Raw genomic sequence first — 16,552 nt, forward strand, 5'->3', positions numbered from 1 at the left:
CGGCAAAAGGTCACACGACCAGGACGACGGCGAGGACGGCGATCACGGCGCTCGACGTCAGCGCGGTCCACAGCCTGCCGCGCGGGCCGGTGAGGACCTTGCCGAGCAGCGTGCCGCCGCCGGCGATGAGCAGCTGCCAGCTCGCCGACGCCACGAACGCCGACAGCACCCAGACGGTCTCGCCGGCCGCGGACAGCCCGTCGTCGGCGCGGCGGCCGAGGACCAGCGCGCCGAAGTAGACGATCGTCGCCGGGTTGAGCAGGGTCAGGCCGAGCAGCGCGAAGTACGCGCCGGCCGGGCGGGTCATCCTGCCGTCGGCAGCCCTGGGACGCGCCGCCTCGTGACGGTGGCGCAGCGCGTCGGTGGCGGTCTTGACGGCGAGCGCCACCAGTACCACGGCGGCGACCCAGCGCAGGGGAGTGGAGATCGGCGCGATGAGCCCCGCGAGGGCGGCGCCGCCGAGGACGGCGATCACCGCGTAGATCCCGTCGGCGGTGGCGACCCCCATCGCGGCGCCGGCGCCGGTCCGCCAGCCGGTGCGGGCGGCGAGGCCGGCGATCAGGGCGCCGATCGCGCCGACCGGCACCGCGACCCCGTAACCGGCGAGCATCCCGGAGAGGACGACCTCGCCGAGGCCGGCGGTCACGAACGCTGCTTGCGGCTCGCCTCCGTCAGGACGCCGGCCTGTCGCTTCGCCCCTTCGCCGGAAGTGGCGGGGGCCGCGGTCAGGAGGCATCGGTTCATGGCGTGCATCATGGCGCCGGTGCCGGGGTGCCGCCACCGATATTCTTCAGCGCTTCCCGCTTGGACAGTCCGGACAGGTCCGGGTTCGCCGCCACGAAGGCGCGCACCGCGTCCGGTTCGGTCTTCGCATACTCGCGCAGCGCCCATCCGATGGCCTTGCGGATGAAGAAGTCCTGCTCGTGCTGCCATCGGCCACTGTACGAGAAGAGCCTCCGCGGGTCGGTCGCCTCGCGGTACCGCAGCTGGTGCAGGATCGCGGTCCGCACCACCCACAGGTCGTCGTCCTCGATCCAGGCGTCCATCGGGGTCTGGTCCTGGCGGACGACCGGCCCGACGACGTTGGCGGCGAGCAGGTCGACCGTGTCCCACCAGGGCTTGGTCGTGATGAGGGCGCGCAGGGCGGGCAGGTCTTCCGTCGTGAGGCGCTTCGCGTGCCTGGTCAGCAGGTCGCAGGCGAAGTACTGGAACTCCCGCTCGGGCTGCTCCCAGCACTCCTGGGCCAGCCGGAGCGGGTCGTCCGCCTTCAGGAACGGTCTGTCCAGCTTCCGTCTGACCGGCGACGGGATGCCGAGGAAGTCGAACTGGTCCCGCATGTACGCGCGCATGGAAACGGCGGTACCGGGGGCGGCGTGCCCCCGGTACACCTGCCGCAGATCGATCAGTGTCACAGGTTGCTGGTGGAGAAGGTGTCGCACTGCTTCGGGTCGCCGGTGTTGAAGCCCTGCGTGAACCACTTCTTGCGCTGCGCGGACGTGCCGTGGGTGAAGGCGTCCGGGTGCACGCCGCCGCCGGACTTCTTCTGGATCGTGTCGTCGCCGATCGCCTCGGCGGCCTCGAGCGCCTCGTTGATGTCCGCCTGCGTGATGGAGGTGAAGAGCACGGCGTCGCCCTCGCGGTCCTTCGTCTCGGTCGCGTGGAAGGCCCAGGTGCCGGCGTAGCAGTCGGCCTGCAGCTCCAGGCGCACCGAGCCCGAGGTGGGGCCGGTGTCGCCCTGCTGGACCTTGGCGTTGGTGCCGAGCAGGTTCTGGATGTGGTGGCCGTACTCGTGGGCGATGACGTACGGGGCGGCGAACTCGCCCTTGGCGCCGAACCGGCTGGAGAGCTCCTTGTAGAAGCTCAGGTCGATGTAGACCTGGCTGTCGGCTGGGCAGTAGAACGGCCCGACGCCGGAGTCGGCCTGGCCGCAGCCGGTGTTCACGGAGCCGTTGAAGTAGTTCGTCTTCGCCTGCCGGTACTGCTGGCCGAACGCCTGCGGCATCTCGGCCTTCCAGTACGCCTGGACGGAGTTGACGTACAGCAGGTTGCGGCAGTCGGCGTCGTTGAACCGGTCCTTGTTGGACTTGTCGCAGCGCTTCTCGATGTCGGAGTTGTCGGCCTGCTGGTTGCCGCCGCCACCGCCGCCGAGCATGCCGCTGCCGAAGAGGCCACCGCCGCCGCACACCACCAGGGCGAGGACGACCAGGGTGATGATGAGGCCCATCTTCCCGCCGCCGCCACCCGGGATGGGGATCGGGATGCCACCGAGGCCGCCACCGCCACCGCCGCCACCACTGGTCGAGCCGCGCAGGTCGTTGACCTGGCTGCTGTCGAGATCGGCATCGTCGTTGAACTGCATGGCACACCTCTTCAGACGGGGGAATCGATCGGCGTCTGCTGCGTCGGTACCCGATGATCTTGTGACGTAATCGTGTGGCGGTTCGGGGTGGTGCGCACGGTACGATATGCCCCGTGACTCGCACCCAGAGGGAGTGACCCCGGTTCACGCCAGGAGTCTGCCCACCCTTCCCTGTGAATATTGCGAGAGCGAGTCCTTCCTGTGATCACGACCACGGGTCTTGAGCTGCGCGCGGGCGCGCGCATCCTCCTCAGCGACATCAACCTGCGCATCCAGCCCGGCGACCGCATCGGTCTCGTCGGCCGCAACGGTGCCGGCAAGACCACCACCCTCAAGGTCCTCGCCGGTGAGGGCACCCCGCACGCGGGGTCGGTGGAAAGCCGCGGCCCCGTCGGCTATCTGCCGCAGGACCCCCGCACCGGTGACCTCGACGTGACCGCCCGTGACCGGGTGCTGTCCGCCCGCGGCCTGGACACCATCTACGCCGAGATGAAGGCCCTGGAGGCCACGCTCGGCGACGACGAGCGGCTCATCCGGCGGTATGGCCAGCTGGAGGACCAGTTCGCCGGTCTCGGCGGCTACGCGGCCGAGGCCGAGGCCGCCCGCATCTGCGCCAACCTCGGCCTGCCCGACCGGGTGCTCGCCCAGACCATCGGCACGCTCTCCGGCGGTCAGCGCCGCCGGATCGAGCTGGCCCGCATCCTGTTCCGTGACGCGGCGGCGACCGGCGGCGGCATCCTGCTGCTCGACGAGCCGACCAACCACCTCGACTCCGACTCGATCGCCTGGCTGCGCAACTTCCTGTCCAGCCACAAGGGCGGCCTCGTGGTGATCTCCCACGACGTGGAGCTGCTCGACGCGATCGTCAACAAGGTCTGGTACCTGGACGCCAACCGGGCGACGATCGACTTCTACAACCTCAGCTGGAAGCTGTACCAGCAGCAGCGCGAGACCGACGAGAAGCGCCGCAAGCGCGAGCGGGCCAACGCCGAGAAGAAGGCCGGCGCCCTCATGGCGCAGGCCGACAAGATGCGGGCCAAGGCGACCAAGACCGTCGCCGCGCAGAACATGGCCCGCCGGGCCGAGCGGATGCTGGGCGACCTGGAAGAGGTCCGCGTCTCCGACAAGGTCGCGAAGGTCCGCTTCCCCAACCCGAAGCCGTGCGGCAAGACCCCGCTGACGGCGTCCGGCCTGTCGAAGACGTACGGGTCCCTGGAGATCTTCGTGGATGTCGACGTGGCCGTCGACCGCGGCTCCCGGGTCGCGATCCTCGGGCTCAACGGTGCCGGCAAGACGACCCTGCTGCGGATGCTCGCCGGCGAACTGGAGCCCGACACCGGCGAGGTCCACGCCGGGCACGGCCTGCAGCGCGGCTACTACGCCCAGGAGCACGAGCAGCTCGACGTCGACCGCACGATCCTGGAGCTGATGCGCTCCGCCGCCCCGGACCAGAACGACACCGAGCTGCGCAAGATCCTCGGCGCGTTCCTGTTCACCGGCGACGACGTCGACAAGCCCGCCGGGGTCCTGTCCGGCGGCGAGAAGACCCGGCTCGCGCTCGCCACGCTGGTCTGCTCCGGCGCCAACGTGCTGCTGCTCGACGAGCCGACCAACAACCTCGACCCGATCAGCCGGGAGCAGGTCCTCGATGCGATCGCCCGCTACCCGGGGGCGATCGTGCTGGTCACGCACGACCCGGGCGCGGTGACGGCGCTGAAGCCGGACCGCGCGATCCTCCTGCCCGACGGGGTGGAGGACGCGTGGAGCGACGACCTGTTGGAGCTCGTGGAACTCGCCTGAGGTTGTTCTTCACCAGGGCGTGATCAGCAGGGCTTCGACGACGATCGCGAGGGCTGCCCCGACCGCTGTGAGCAGCAGCGGACTCGGGGGCAGCTCGCCGGCGGGCTTCTCCGGCGCGACCGCGGCGACCGTGAGCCACGGGAAGAACGGCAGCCAGGCGTGCTCGACGCCGCCCCTGGCGAGCCCCGCCGCGATCGAGAACACCACGGCCGCCCCCGCGCCCACCAGGAACGGCCAGGCGGCCGTGTTGCGCAGCTTCCGCGCGCTGGCGACGATCGCCGGGCCGGTGGCGAGCAACAGCACGACGACGCTGATCGCGCTCCACCACAGCACCGACCTGTACGGCGCGACCCGGCTCGCGTAGTCGGTCTCCGCGGCGACCAGGCCGTCGGCCCAGCCGAAGCCGAGCAGCTGCGCCGCCAGGACGGGCACCAGGGCGCCGATGCCCGTCACCACGTTGAGGAACGCCCGCCGGCGCGCGAAGTAGACGCAGACGATCGACAGGCCGAGCCAGGGTGCGGAGTACGAGAACAGCGCGGCGACGCCCACGAACAGGCCGGCCGCCAGCGCCCAGTTGGTCGCCTTCAGGCCGCGGTTCCTGGTGCGGCTCGCCCGGAGGCCGGCCACGATCGCGGCCGCGCCCAGGGTCGCCACCAGGCCGTCGAGGCTGACGGCGACCCAGATGGCGTACGGGGCGAGGACGAGCACCGGCAGGTACCGCCGCGCGGCCGCCTCACCGACGGAGTCGCGCACCGCTGACAACACCAGCGGAATCGTCAGCGCCGACAATGCGGTGATCAGGAATCCGAGGACGACGTGGTTGTCCACGCCGATTCGGTCGGCCAGCCACAAAAACAGAACGGGGCCCGGCGGATGCCCCCGGGAGGCGACGGAGTGGGCCGGCGCGTCGGCCGTGAAATGTCTGAGGTATGCGAGGGGATCGTCGCCGACCCGCCTAACGTCACCCAGATATTCCTCCGGTGAGCCCAGGGTTTTCGTAAGGCCCGACCAGCCATCGACAAGCGCCAAAGCGATTGCCCACGTCAGGCCGGCCGCGTACCCGAAAAGCTGAATTTCTCGCCATGATCGTCGTTCGAGGAAGCCCTGTGATGCAGACCACAGCACCGCCGCGGCCACCAGCGGTGCCAGCACGCTCCCCGGCCCGACCCTGATCTTGTACCTGCCGAGGAAGGGCGCGCTTGCGGTGCCCAGACGGGCGTCGAGCTGCACCGCGAGCGCGGCGAGCGCGAGCCCGAGCAGGCCGAGGACAACCCAACGGAGCGCATCGCGACGCTCACGATGCGCAGTCCACGGTCGGTCGGTGAGGGGTTCGCTCATCACGGCGCATCACGGTATCGGGTAGGCGACAATGCTGTGCGTGTCGGTTGGCGTGCCGTCGATATCTAGCGCATGATCGTTCGAGGCGGTCTAATAGGTGAGACCGCACCAACCGCTCTGTCTGGGACGTGAGGGATCAGCATGGCAGCCACCGCCACCACCAGCACCGAGAAGGGTCGCCGGATCGTCGGCGCCGAAAGGCAGACGCTGGCGAAGGACCTCGTGAAGCGGTACACCAACGGTGAGAGTATCCGCGCGCTCGCCGCTTCCACCGGTCGTTCCTATGGATTCGTGCACCGGGTGCTGACTGAATCTGGCGTTCAGCTTCGTCAGCGTGGCGGTGCCCGGCGCCGCAAGAAGGCGTGAACGCCGCTCCCTCGTCGGGGGAGGCACGTTTCGACGCTTCGGGATTCGGCACCTCGACAGAGGTGCGCTTCGAAGTCGACGGGCCGGTCGCAACGGTGACGTTGGACCGGCCCGAGGTGCTCAACGCGCAGACTCCCGCGTTGTGGGCCGACCTCCGGGCCTTCGGCCGGTCACTGCCGGGCGATGTGCGGGTGGTCGTCGTGCGTGGCTCCGGGCGGGCCTTCTCAGCCGGGCTCGACACCTCGGTCGCCGCGTCCATCCTCGGCGGCGTCTCCGACGCGCAGATCGCGCAGTACCAGGAGGCGTTCGCCTGGCTCCGGCGGCCGTCGCTGATCTCGATCGCGGCGGTCCACGGCCACGCCATCGGCGCCGGATTCCAGCTCGCCCTCGCCTGCGACTTCCGGGTCGTGGCCGAGGACGTGAAGTTCTGCATGGCCGAGGTGTCCCTCGGGCTCGTCCCGGACCTCGGTGGCACCAAGCGGCTCGTCGAGCTGGTCGGCTACGCGCGGGCACTCGAGCTGTGCGTGACCGGCCGGCGCGTCATGGCCGACGAGGCGTCGCAGATCGGCCTCGCCAACGTGGTGGTGCCTGCCGCTGAGCTCACCGGCGCCGCCGGTGATCTCACCGCGGCGGTCCTGGCGGGTCCGCGCGACGCGGTCGTGGAGATCAAGGCGCTGATCGCGGCCGCGGGCGGGCACACGTTCGCCCAGCAGGAGGCCGTGGAGCGGGCCGCGCAGGTGCGCCGGATCCAAGATCTGGCGGGCCTCGGCGAGTAATTTGTCGTACCCCCCGGGCATGCTTGGCTTTCAAGTTCTCCGACCGGGGGGTTCGTATGACGCCGAGCGGCATGGCCGGGTGGGAGACCCTGCGCTCCCTGCGCAAGGCCGACGAGCTGGCCGGCAAGCGCCTGGCCCGCGGCACGGCGAAGCGCATCCTCGCCTTCGCCCGGCCCTATCGCGGCGACATCAGCGTCTTCCTCGTCACCGTCGTGCTCGGCGCGGGCATCGGCGTCGCCACGCCGTATCTCGCCGGCGACGTGATCAACAAGATCAATGCCGGCGGCCCCCACGCCGGCACGGCGGTCGTGCGGGTCGCGCTGCTCATCGGTGCGCTCGCCGTCGCCGACGCGCTGCTCTCCCTCGTCCAGCGGTGGTATTCCGCCCGCATCGGCGAGGGCATCATCCTGTCGCTGCGCACCCAGGTCTACGGGCACGTGCAGCTCATGCCGCTGCAGTTCTTCACCCGCACGCAGACCGGCGCGCTGGTCAGCCGGCTCAACAACGACGTGCAGGGCGCGCAGCGCGCGTTCACCTCGACCCTGTCCGGCGTCGTCAGCAACGTCATCCAGCTCGTCCTCACCGCCGCGGTCATGATCACCCTGTCGTGGCAGGTGACGCTGCTGTCGCTGGTCATGCTGCCGGTCTTCATCCTCCCGGCCCGCCGGGTCGGCAAGCGGCTCGCCGCGATCACCCGCGAGGCGTACCAGCTCGACGCCACCATGAACGCGACCATGACCGAGCGCTTCGGCGTCGCCGGTGCCCTGCTGGTCAAGCTCTTCGGCCGGCCGGAGGCAGAGGCGGCCCGCTTCGCCGACCGGGCCGGCCGGGTCCGCGACATCGGCATCCAGACCGCGATGTACAGCCGTGTGTTCTTCGTCAGCATGCTGCTCGTCGCGTCCCTCGCCCAGGCGCTCACGTATGGCCTCGGCGGCTGGTTCGCCGTGCACGGACAGATCACCGCCGGCACCGTCGTCACCCTCGCGCTGCTGCTCACCAGGCTCTACGGCCCGCTGACCGCGCTGTCCAACGTCCGGGTCGACGTGATGAGCGCGCTCGTGTCGTTCGAGCGGGTCTTCGAGGTCCTCGACCTCGCGCCAGGCATCGCCGAGCGCCCCGACGCCCGCCCGCTGCCGGTCGGGGCGGCGAAGGTCGAGCTCCGCGACGTCCGCTTCCGCTACCCGAGCGCCGCCGAGGTCTCTCTCGCGTCCCTGGAGGACGTCGCGTCGCTGGACCGCACCGTCACCGACGAGGTCCTCAAGGGCGTCTCCTTCACCGTCGAGCCGGGCCAGATGGTCGCGCTCGTCGGCCCCTCGGGCGCCGGCAAGTCCACCACGGCCATGCTCGTCCCGCGCGTCTACGACGTCACCGGCGGCGCCGTCCTCGTCGGCGACGTCGACGTCCGCGACGCCACCCTGCAGTCGCTGCGCGACACCATCGGCGTCGTCACCCAGGACTCGCACCTCTTCCACGAGACCATCGCCGAGAACCTGCGCTACGCGAAGCCCGGGGCCACCGACGAGGAGCTCTGGACCGCCCTGCGCCGCGCCCAGGTCGGCGACCTCGTCGAGTCCCTCCCAGACGGCCTCGCCACCGTCGTCGGCGAGCGCGGCTACCGCTTCTCCGGCGGTGAGAAGCAACGCATCGCCATCGCCCGCCTCCTGCTCCGCGCCCCCTCGATCGTCATCCTCGACGAGGCCACCGCCCACCTCGACTCCGAGTCCGAGGCCGCCGTCCAGCGCGCCCTCGCCGAAGCCCTCACGGGGCGCACCGCCCTCGTCATCGCCCACCGCCTCTCCACCATCCGCACCGCCGACCAGATCCTCGTCGTGGACGACGGCCGCATCGTCGAGCACGGCACCCACGACGCCCTCGTCATGGCGGGCGGGCTGTATGCGGAGCTGTACAAGACCCAGTTCGCCCTCGTCGACTCCCCGCCCCCACCGCCCTCCGAGGCCCCCTCCAGCCCTGCCTTCCCAGGCACCGTCTCCGCAAGCACCGCCCCCGCAGACGCTGTCCCCGCGAGCACCGCTTCCGCGGGCGTCCCCTCTGTGGGCTCTGTCGCCGAGGACGTTGTCTCCTCGAGCGCTGCTGCCGCGGGCGTCTCATCTGTGGGTCATGTCGCCGAGGACGTTGTCTCCGCGAACGCTGCTTCCGCGGGCGTCCCTTCTGCGAGCGTCGCGATTGGAAGCGCTGCTTCCATTGGCGCTGCTCTTGGAGACGCTGCCTCTGGGGACGGTGCTCCTGCGGGCGATGCTTCAGGGGACGCTGCTCTTGGGCGCGCTGCCTCCGCGAGCGGTGCCTCGGCGGGTGCCGCTTCTGGGGACGCGGCTCTTGGGGGCGCGGCATCCACGGCCGGCGCACCTGTGGGCGATGCCCCTGCAGGCACTCATTCCTCAGGCCTCCGCTCCGATGCCGGCCACTCCTAGACGAAACCGTCGTTTCCCAGCAAATCTCTCCTTCCCGCTCCGTCTAGCACCAACTTCGTGAACCCAACCCAAACCCGGTTGCGTCGAGCTCACCGAACGCACAACCAACGACGCCTCCGAGCCCGACCAGCCGTGCGTGCCCGACGGTGCCTGGCCTGCATGCGTCGCGGCAGTGCGTCCGGCGGGATTGCAGTGCCGCATAAGCCGAGCCGCGTGTCGGGTCGTATCTGCCCGACCGTGTCCGCCTGGGCTGCGTGCGCGTCGCGGCTGTACGTCCGGGGTCTGCATCGCCGGACAGGCCGGGCTGCGTGCGTCCGGGGGCGTGCCAGGCTGTGTTTGCCCGGCCCTGGCTGCCCGAGTTGCATGAGCCGGGCCGAGTGAGCTGGCCGCATGTCTGACCATTTCTGCCCAGACCGGGTCGGTCTGGCGGCGTTGCCGGCGCATGTGCCTGAGCGTGTCCCGTCCTGTCCGGTTGCGTGTGCCCAGCCGAGTGGGTTCGGCGCTTGAGGTCGACCCTTGTGTTTGGGTCCGTGTCCGGCCGCGTCTCTCCGGGCTTGTCTGCGCGGCGGTGTCCGTTCCGCTGTCCAGCGCCTGTGGGTGCCCGGCCCCGGCAGCGCCATCGCTGCTCTCTACGGCGTCGGCGCGGGAGCCTGGCGTGAGTTCGATGCTTGTGTCTGGCTCGCGTTCGGCGCGATTCTGGGCCGCGCCGGTCCCGGATGTCTGACGTCGCTGGGCTGGTCCGGCAGGCGGCCCGGCACCACTGATGCGTCATTGGCTGAGCCTGTTGGTGGGGCAGATCGAGGTTCGGTAGTTGAGCTGGCGCCGATCGGCGGGCGGCGGTCCGGGGTGAGCGCGACGGTCACCGTTCGGTGGCGTGCGTGCACCAGGTCCGCCGCGTGCCGGTCGAGAGTCGTCAGGTTTCGGGTCGGCCGTTGATGGGTGCGGCGCTGTTGGTTGCGGGCGGGGTTCTCCGTGCCATCGCCGGGCTCTGAGCGTGAGCGTGGATGCGCCGGTCCACGTTGACGGCGAGGCACTTCCGCCGGGCCTCGGTCGGCGGGGGTGGTGACATCGTCGGCTGAGCTGCGGTGTGGGTCGATGCCGGTGCGTCGGGCGCGTGTGGTCAGGAGAGAGGCGGCCGGCTTGAGGGGCGGTCCGTGGTGGTCGCGTCGCTGGAGGGTGGAGGGGTGGATCGTTGCCGCTCGGAAAGTAGCGGCGGTGGAGAAGCGGACGCGGCGGGGTCATCGATCGCAGTGGATCACGCGGGGTGCGGGGTGTGGCGGATCGTGCGCGGGCGGAGTGTTGCGGAGTGTCCGGGCGATTCGCGCGTTGTCCGGCAAAGCGCGCCGCCGTGCGGGGAGTGGTTGATGGTCGTCAATGCGAGAGGGGGGGGGAATGGTGGGAGGGAATGTCGAAGAATGTGGTGTAGGTCACCCGGCGGCGAGAAAGGGCGGTCAGGCGAGGACGGGCCAGGCGTGCTGGGCGGGAGTGGCCTGCAGGGCGGGGGTCTGCGGGTAGTTCTGGCTCGGCAGCTGGGCCCTGATCGCCCTGAGCCAGTCGCGGTACGTCGCGTCCGGCGGCAGGGCGGCGAGCGTGGTCAGGGCCACGTACGTGAACGCGCCGTTCGGGCGGCCCGCGAAGGTGGCGTCGTACGAGTACTCGGTGTCGCGGCACGCCGACAGCAGCAGCGCGGCGGAGCGGGGACGGGCACCGCGTACGGCCACAGCCCCGCGGGCAGGGGCGCCGAGGGGCAGGAACGTCGACGGGGCCAGGAAGCGGCTCGAGCAGCGGCCGTCGCCGAGCGGGCGGCTGAGTCGCGTCAGCGTGCCCGAGTGGCAGGAGTCGGAGATCAGCACGACGCGGACGCCAGGGGCGGCGGTGGCGAACAGCGTGGAGAGCTCGTCGTCGAGCAGCGGGCCGTTGGCGGCGACGTCGTGCGGGCAGATCGCCTCGTCGCGCTGGTCGGGTTCGTCGCCGTCGAGGTCGGGGACCCAGGTGCCGTGGCCGGAGTAGGTGATGACGACCGCGTCGCCGTCGGAGGTGCGGGAGAGCAGGTCGGCGATGCCGGTGCGGATGGCAAGGCCCGAGGCGGCGCTGTCGAGCAGGGTGCGGACGTCGAAGCCGCGCGCGGACAGTGCCGCCGTCCAGTCGGCGGCGTCGTTGCGGCAGCCGTAGAGGTCGTTGGAGACGCCCGGGTAGTCGTTGATGCCGATGCAGAGCGCGAGTTTCATGGTGTACCCCCGTAAACCAGTGGAACCTTCTGTGATGAAGGCGCTACACAGCGACCGAAAGGTTCAGCCCGCGCCGAAGCAGACGAACGGCGTCGCCTCCGGCAGGTCGGCCAGGGCGCGGGCGGGTGACACGCCGAGGGCGACGGCGCGGTGGTAGTGGGCCATGACGGCGGGGCCCAGCTCGTCGGGGATGCGCGCGACGCTGGCGACGACGTTGGCGGTGCCGGCGTGCAGGAGGGCGGCGGTGAAGCCGACCAGCTCGTCGCCGGCCCGCACGACCGCCCGGCCGACGTCGCAGGCGGAGAGGACGACCTGGCCGGGAGCGGTGCCGAGGCGCTGCAGCTCGTACGCCAGCAGCGGGCCGTCGCCGAGCTCCAGGCGCGAGAAGAGCACGTTCTGCGTGTCGTGGTGGCCGTGCGCGGCGACGTGCACGACCGGGGCGGCGTCCATGCCGGCCAGGACGCTGGTCGCGGTCGCCTCGGCGCCCCGCAGCACCCGGCCCCCCGGGTACAGCCGCGCGATCGCCTCGATCTCGGCGTCGGCGTGGACGAGGTCGGGGCCCGCGACGAGCAGGGGCGCGCCCGTGGTGACGGAGTTGGCGGCGGTGCGCGCGGCGAGCCACACCGAGGCGGACGGCGCCACCGCCACGGGGCGCCCCCGCAGGCTGGGCAGGAGCCCCCAGGGCAGGACCGCGAGCTGCCTCGTCGGCACGACCACCACGTCGTGGGGGCCGAGCGCCGCTCGTACAGGAGCGATCAACGCCTGATCGAGGGTGGCGGCCTGCCGGTCGGCGCTGGCCCGCACGACCGCGGAGAGCTTCGCCGGGAGGCGCCGGTCGGCTGCGGTGTCGAGGTCGCTGAGGAGCCGGCGGACGGACTCGGCCACGGGAGCGTACGGGCCGAGCTCCACCGACGTGATCGCTCCACCGGCGAGGACGAGCGCGTGCAGGCGGTCACGGCGGACGAGGTAGCTGACCATGCAGCGGCCGGCGCGGGCGAGCTCGGCGGTCACCTCGGCGTGGGTGGCGGCGCCGTGGCTCTCCTCGGTGTCGCCGGCCCACCAGCCGTGCCTGCGGATGCTCTGTTCGAGGTCGGCGCAGCGGGCGCGCAGCTGCGGCTCGGGCCGGCCTTCGAGCTCGCCGAGCCGCACGGCCCGGCGCAGCTGCCGCAGCTCCGCAAGGGCCTCCGCGATCTGCGGATCGTGCGGCGGCAGGACGGACCGGATGCGGAACGACTGGGCGCGGGACCGCTCCGACCAGTTGAAGACGAGGCTCGGCGGGCCGAGCGACCAGGAGATGTCCAGCCCGCACGCGCCGAGGTCCGCCCCCAGCGCGGCGACGCTGCTCTGCAGCTCCAGGCTGCCGAACCGCCGCCGGTGCTCCTGCAGCGTCACGAGCCCCTTGCGCAGCTCGTCGAGCGCCGCCCGCGGCCTGCCGTCGGCGCGGTGCAGCTCGGCCCGGGTGAGCCGGTGCAGCAGCCGCACGTCGAGCGGCACGTCGGCGGCGAGGGCCCGCCGCACCGGCGCCCGCTGCTCGGCCGGCGGGGTGTCACCGGCCGCCACCCTGGCCCGCAGCGCCAGCAGCTCCGCACTGCCCGCGTCGTGCCGCAGCCCGAGTTCCCGCAGTGTCGCCGCCAGCCGCGTCGCCCGCCTCGCCACGGTCAGCAACTTCCGACGATTCGGGTTTTCCGGCTGATGTACGCCCGAGGCCACCCCGACACGACTGCCGTCGGTAGCGGGCCGGACGTCACCGCTGCTCGCGGCGGGCTGGACGGCAGCAGCCGTTGCCCCCGACGACCGGCCCGCAACGGCCGGCGCCGACTCGACCTGACCTGCCGGTGGCGGCTGGGCGGGGGCGGCGGCCTGGGTGCGGGCGGCGCTGGCGAGGTCGACGCGGACCTGCAGCGACGCGGCGAGGGCGGCCCAGGCGCGGTTGCGGCGGCGGGTGAAACGGGCCCGGGCCCTGGCGCTCCACAGCGCCGCGGCGGCCAGATCGCCGCTGCCGAGGGCGGCCTGGGCGCGGGCGAGCTCGGCCTCGCCGAGGTCCTGGCTGAGGCGGTGGCGCTTGAGCAGCTCGATCGACCGGTCAAGGTCCTCCGCGGCGGCGGTGTCGAGGCCCGCGCCGAGCAGGGCCCGGGCCCGGTCGAGCATCGAGATGGCGAGGAACCCGTCCGCCCGCAGCCGCCGCAGCGAGTCCGCCGCCGTGTCGAACGTCTGCAACGCCGCGGGCACGTCCCCGCCCGCGAGCGCGCAGTAGCCGAGGTTGTGTTCGACCTTCGCCGCGAGCAGGTCGAGCCCGTGCGCACCGGCGAGCTCGCGGCACAGGCGCAGGTCGGCCCGGGCCAGCCGGACCCGGCCCGCGGTGAGGTGCACGACACCCCGGTTCAGCAGCGTCCGCGCGAGGACCGCCGGCTCCCCGTGCTCCTGCAGCACCGGCACGGCCGCGTCCAGCAGCTTCAACGCCGCGTCGATCTCCCCGACGCGCAGCAGGAGCAGCCCCCGCTGCTGCAGCACGGTGCCGACGTCGGCCAGGTCGGCAAGCGTCTCGGCCCGGTCGAGCAGCTCCAGCCCGAGCTCGGTGCGCCCCTGCTCGGCCTCCGCGTGCGCGAGCGTGAGCAGCAGCCGCGCCGCCAGCGCCGGCCTGGACGGCTCCGCCCCCGGCCACCCCAGCAGCCGCAGCGCCTCGGTCGCCCGCTTCGCCGCGGCCGCCGGCTTCCCGGCCGCCCCGGCCCGCACCGCCGACTGGTGCAACCGCACCACCCGCGCCACCTCCCGCCGCTCACTGGTGCTGCCGTCCCGGCTCGCGGAGCGCATGGGCGCGGCCCGAACGGTCCGCGTGGAGGCGCGCCCGTCCGGTGGAGGCGGTGGCGTCGCGGGGGGCATGGGTGCGGCCCGCGTGGCGGCACGCGGGTCCGGCGGGGGTGGTCGTGTTGCGGCTACACCACGAACGATGGCGTCACCACCGTGCGGGCGCCATCGGCTTCTTGGTCGTTCGTCGGGTGGACGCGGATCTGGACCTCGCCGCGGGTGACGCGCTGGGCGGCGAAGCGGCCGCCCTCGTCGGTGTCCATGGTCTGCGGGCCGTCGACCGTGCGCAGCTCGATACGGCAGGGGGAGGGCGGGGCGAGCCAGCCGTCGAGGCGGACGGTGCCGGCGCTGCCGGCGGTCCACTCGACCATGATGGTGAGGCTGGCGGACTCGAAGGTGGCGCGGGTCGTCTCCTCGTCGCCGCGGACCCCGGCCATGACGCCGTCCAGCGCCGGGACGAGGCGGCAGACCTCGATGTCGAGGCCGGTGACGCTGAGGGAGAAGAGCAGGTCGGCGGGGACGGGGTCGACCAGGCCGGCGATGCGGCGCAGGTCGGCGAGCAGCGCGTCGTCGAGGGCGTCGGAGTGCTGGAAGTCGTCCATGGTCTACCCCGGGAACCCGTCGAGGGCTCGCAGCGCCCGTTGCGTGGTGGATTTCGCGTCCAGCTGGTCGAGGCGCAGCTGCGGGTCGGCGGCGGCGTTCTGCAGCAGGAGCGCGGCCACCTCGGCGGCGCCGAGACCGGCGGCGAACGAGCTGCCGCTCCACGAGGCGAAGCCGCGCGTGTAGTCGTCGGCGTCGAGGGTCTCGCGGCGGGTGGGGCGGCCTCCGGCGTTGCCGGCCGGGGTGGTGAAGGCGGCGCCCCGGCTGCCCTGGATCTTCGGGTACGTGCTGACCAGCGCCGACCCGGGCGCCCAGTAGCGGACCCAGGGGCCGTCGTTGCTGAACATGGCCTTGGCGTCGTTGGGCTGGAAGGCGCCGACGCTCATCACCGGCAGCTCTCCGTCGCACGCGAGGGCCGCGGGGTAGAACTCGCGGGACGTGGCGTGGTTCCCGGCGGCGGCGACCACGACCACCCCGGCCGCGAGCAGGCGGTCGACGTGTTCCTGGAGGCGGATGGTGTACGAGCCGTCGGCCGCGTTCTCCAGGTAGTACCCGAGCGACAGGCAGACGACGTCGATCATCCGTCCGCCGGTGCCCGCCTGGGCCGCTTCGACCTCGTCGGCGAGGCGGTCGAGGGCGATGAGCAGGTCGCTCTCGTAGACGACGCCGTCGCTGTGCATGACCCGGATCTGCAGGACCGTGGCGTCGGGGGCGACCTGCCGGACGAGGCCGCCGATGAACGTGCCGTGCCCCGTGTGACTGTCGAGTTCGCCGGCGACGGAGCCGGTGCGGATCTGCCGCTCCCAGGCGTCGCGGATGCGTTGCAGGGAGTGACCGGCGGCGATGAGCTGCTCCTGCGCGGCGAGGATCATGGCCTGTAGTTCGGTGTCGACGGTGGTGAACCCGTCCGCGGGCAGCGCCGAGCCGGCGGGGGCGGGGACGTCGAGCCACTCGTGCGGGGCGATGCCCGTGTCGAGGATCGCGACGACGGGCCGCCGGTCGCCGAGCTCCGCGACGGTGCGCCGGCGCGGCGGCGGGAGGACCAGGTCGACCGGCTGGCGGCCGGCGCCGCCGGCGAACCGCCAGGCGCTGCCCTCCGTCATCGGGGACCCCTCCGTCATGGGGGAGCCTTCGGTCATCGGCGAGCCCTCCGTCATCGGAGAGCCTTCCGTCATGGGGGACCCCTCGGTCATCGGCACCCCGCCGATGGAGGCGCCGAAGAGCAGGTGGTCGAGCGACAGGTGCGCCCCGTGGCCGCTCGCGCGCAGTGCCTTCAGCGCGGCCCACGCGTCGACGGACTCGGGGTCGGCGCCGTGCGCCGCGACGAGCTGGACGGCCCGCACCCGCCGCCGCTCGGCCCGCTCCCGCGCCGGCCCGTCAGGACCGCGCCCGTCGCCGTGACGACGCCCGACCGACATTTCCGACTCGTCGGAAAAGGCGGAAAGAGCGGAGGCGGCGGAAGAAGCGGACGAACTGGAAGGAGTGGAGGGGCCGGACAGGGCGAGGCGCATGCCGGTCCCGGCGAGGGTCTGGTTGCAGCGCTCGAGCATGTCCGGCGGCTCGCTCGCCGGTGCCGTCGACAGCAGGACGCCCGCCCGGTACACGGTCGGCGCGGACGCGCCGTCGCCGGGCTCCAGCACGCGGGCACCGTGGCGGCGCAGGACGGCGGCCGACGGCAGCCAGGGCGTCGACGGCGGCGCGCCGTTGTCGTCACCGAGGTCGGCCAGTGCGTCCCCCGTCATCCGCCGGCAGCGTAACTGCATGTGGCTCTCCATCCCCGTAGGGCGCCGCGAATTCGATGGCAGCGCCGGTCTCACCTGACTAGAGGGCAGACGCGCGACAGCTGATACA

Annotated in this window: 11 protein-coding genes and 1 pseudogene; 4 read left to right on the forward strand and 8 right to left on the reverse strand. The window is 72.4% G+C overall.

Annotation, left to right across the window (positions count from 1 at the left end):
* Nucleotides 1-10 precede the first annotated feature (10 nt).
* From ACFY3L_RS36690 to ACFY3L_RS36700, 3 genes are all read right to left on the reverse strand, one after another.
* Complete coding sequence (locus ACFY3L_RS36690) at nt 11-610, reverse strand: LysE family transporter (RefSeq protein ID WP_389335465.1); 600 nt, start codon at nt 608-610, stop codon at nt 11-13.
* Nucleotides 611-752: 142 nt separating this feature from the next.
* On the reverse strand, nt 753-1,412 hold the full coding sequence (locus tag ACFY3L_RS36695) for a DNA alkylation repair protein (RefSeq protein ID WP_389335008.1): 660 nt from the start codon (nt 1,410-1,412) through the stop codon (nt 753-755).
* Complete coding sequence (locus ACFY3L_RS36700) at nt 1,409-2,359, reverse strand: neutral zinc metallopeptidase (RefSeq protein ID WP_389335011.1); 951 nt, start codon at nt 2,357-2,359, stop codon at nt 1,409-1,411. Before ACFY3L_RS36700 ends, ACFY3L_RS36695 begins: the two co-directional genes overlap by 4 nt.
* 201 nt (nt 2,360-2,560) lie before the next feature.
* Between ACFY3L_RS36700 and ACFY3L_RS36705 the strand changes: the two genes are divergently transcribed.
* Nucleotides 2,561-4,159: an ABC-F family ATP-binding cassette domain-containing protein gene (locus tag ACFY3L_RS36705; protein ID WP_389335014.1), complete on the forward strand. Its 1,599-nt coding sequence runs from the start codon at nt 2,561-2,563 to the stop codon at nt 4,157-4,159.
* A 9-nt stretch (nt 4,160-4,168) separates the two neighbouring features.
* On the opposite strand, the gene ACFY3L_RS36710 is transcribed toward ACFY3L_RS36705, so the two are convergent.
* Nucleotides 4,169-4,987, reverse strand: coding sequence for a hypothetical protein (locus tag ACFY3L_RS36710; RefSeq protein WP_389335016.1), 819 nt, complete (start codon nt 4,985-4,987; stop codon nt 4,169-4,171).
* Between the two features lie 651 nt (nt 4,988-5,638).
* Here ACFY3L_RS36710 and ACFY3L_RS36715 point away from each other — a divergent pair.
* From ACFY3L_RS36715 to ACFY3L_RS36725, 3 genes and pseudogenes are all read left to right on the forward strand, one after another.
* Nucleotides 5,639-5,863, forward strand: coding sequence for a helix-turn-helix domain-containing protein (locus tag ACFY3L_RS36715; RefSeq protein ID WP_033359767.1), 225 nt, complete (start codon nt 5,639-5,641; stop codon nt 5,861-5,863).
* A gap of 62 nt (nt 5,864-5,925) precedes the next feature.
* A complete protein-coding gene (locus tag ACFY3L_RS36720) occupies nt 5,926-6,639 on the forward strand; it encodes an enoyl-CoA hydratase/isomerase family protein (RefSeq protein ID WP_389335019.1) in 714 nt (237 codons plus the stop codon).
* Nucleotides 6,640-6,695: 56 nt separating this feature from the next.
* Nucleotides 6,696-8,583, forward strand: a pseudogene (locus ACFY3L_RS36725) (ABC transporter ATP-binding protein); the annotation flags it as partial.
* 1,936 nt (nt 8,584-10,519) lie between these two features.
* On the opposite strand, the gene ACFY3L_RS36730 reads toward ACFY3L_RS36725, so the two are convergent.
* The 4 genes from ACFY3L_RS36730 to ACFY3L_RS36745 form a co-directional block, all read right to left on the reverse strand.
* Nucleotides 10,520-11,296 (reverse strand): caspase domain-containing protein, encoded by a 777-nt coding sequence (locus ACFY3L_RS36730; RefSeq protein WP_389335022.1) that lies wholly within the window; start codon nt 11,294-11,296, stop codon nt 10,520-10,522.
* 63 nt (nt 11,297-11,359) lie between these two features.
* Nucleotides 11,360-14,107 (reverse strand): CHAT domain-containing protein, encoded by a 2,748-nt coding sequence (locus tag ACFY3L_RS36735; protein WP_389335025.1) that lies wholly within the window; start codon nt 14,105-14,107, stop codon nt 11,360-11,362.
* A gap of 122 nt (nt 14,108-14,229) precedes the next feature.
* Nucleotides 14,230-14,703 (reverse strand): hypothetical protein, encoded by a 474-nt coding sequence (locus ACFY3L_RS36740; RefSeq protein ID WP_389335027.1) that lies wholly within the window; start codon nt 14,701-14,703, stop codon nt 14,230-14,232.
* A 3-nt stretch (nt 14,704-14,706) separates the two neighbouring features.
* A complete protein-coding gene (locus tag ACFY3L_RS36745; RefSeq protein ID WP_389335030.1) occupies nt 14,707-16,443 on the reverse strand; it encodes a S8 family serine peptidase in 1,737 nt (578 codons plus the stop codon).
* Nucleotides 16,444-16,552: the final 109 nt, after the last annotated feature.

Origin of the sequence: Dactylosporangium sp. NPDC000521 (genome assembly GCF_042898305.1) — a bacterium.
Taxonomy (GTDB): domain Bacteria; phylum Actinomycetota; class Actinomycetes; order Mycobacteriales; family Micromonosporaceae; genus Dactylosporangium.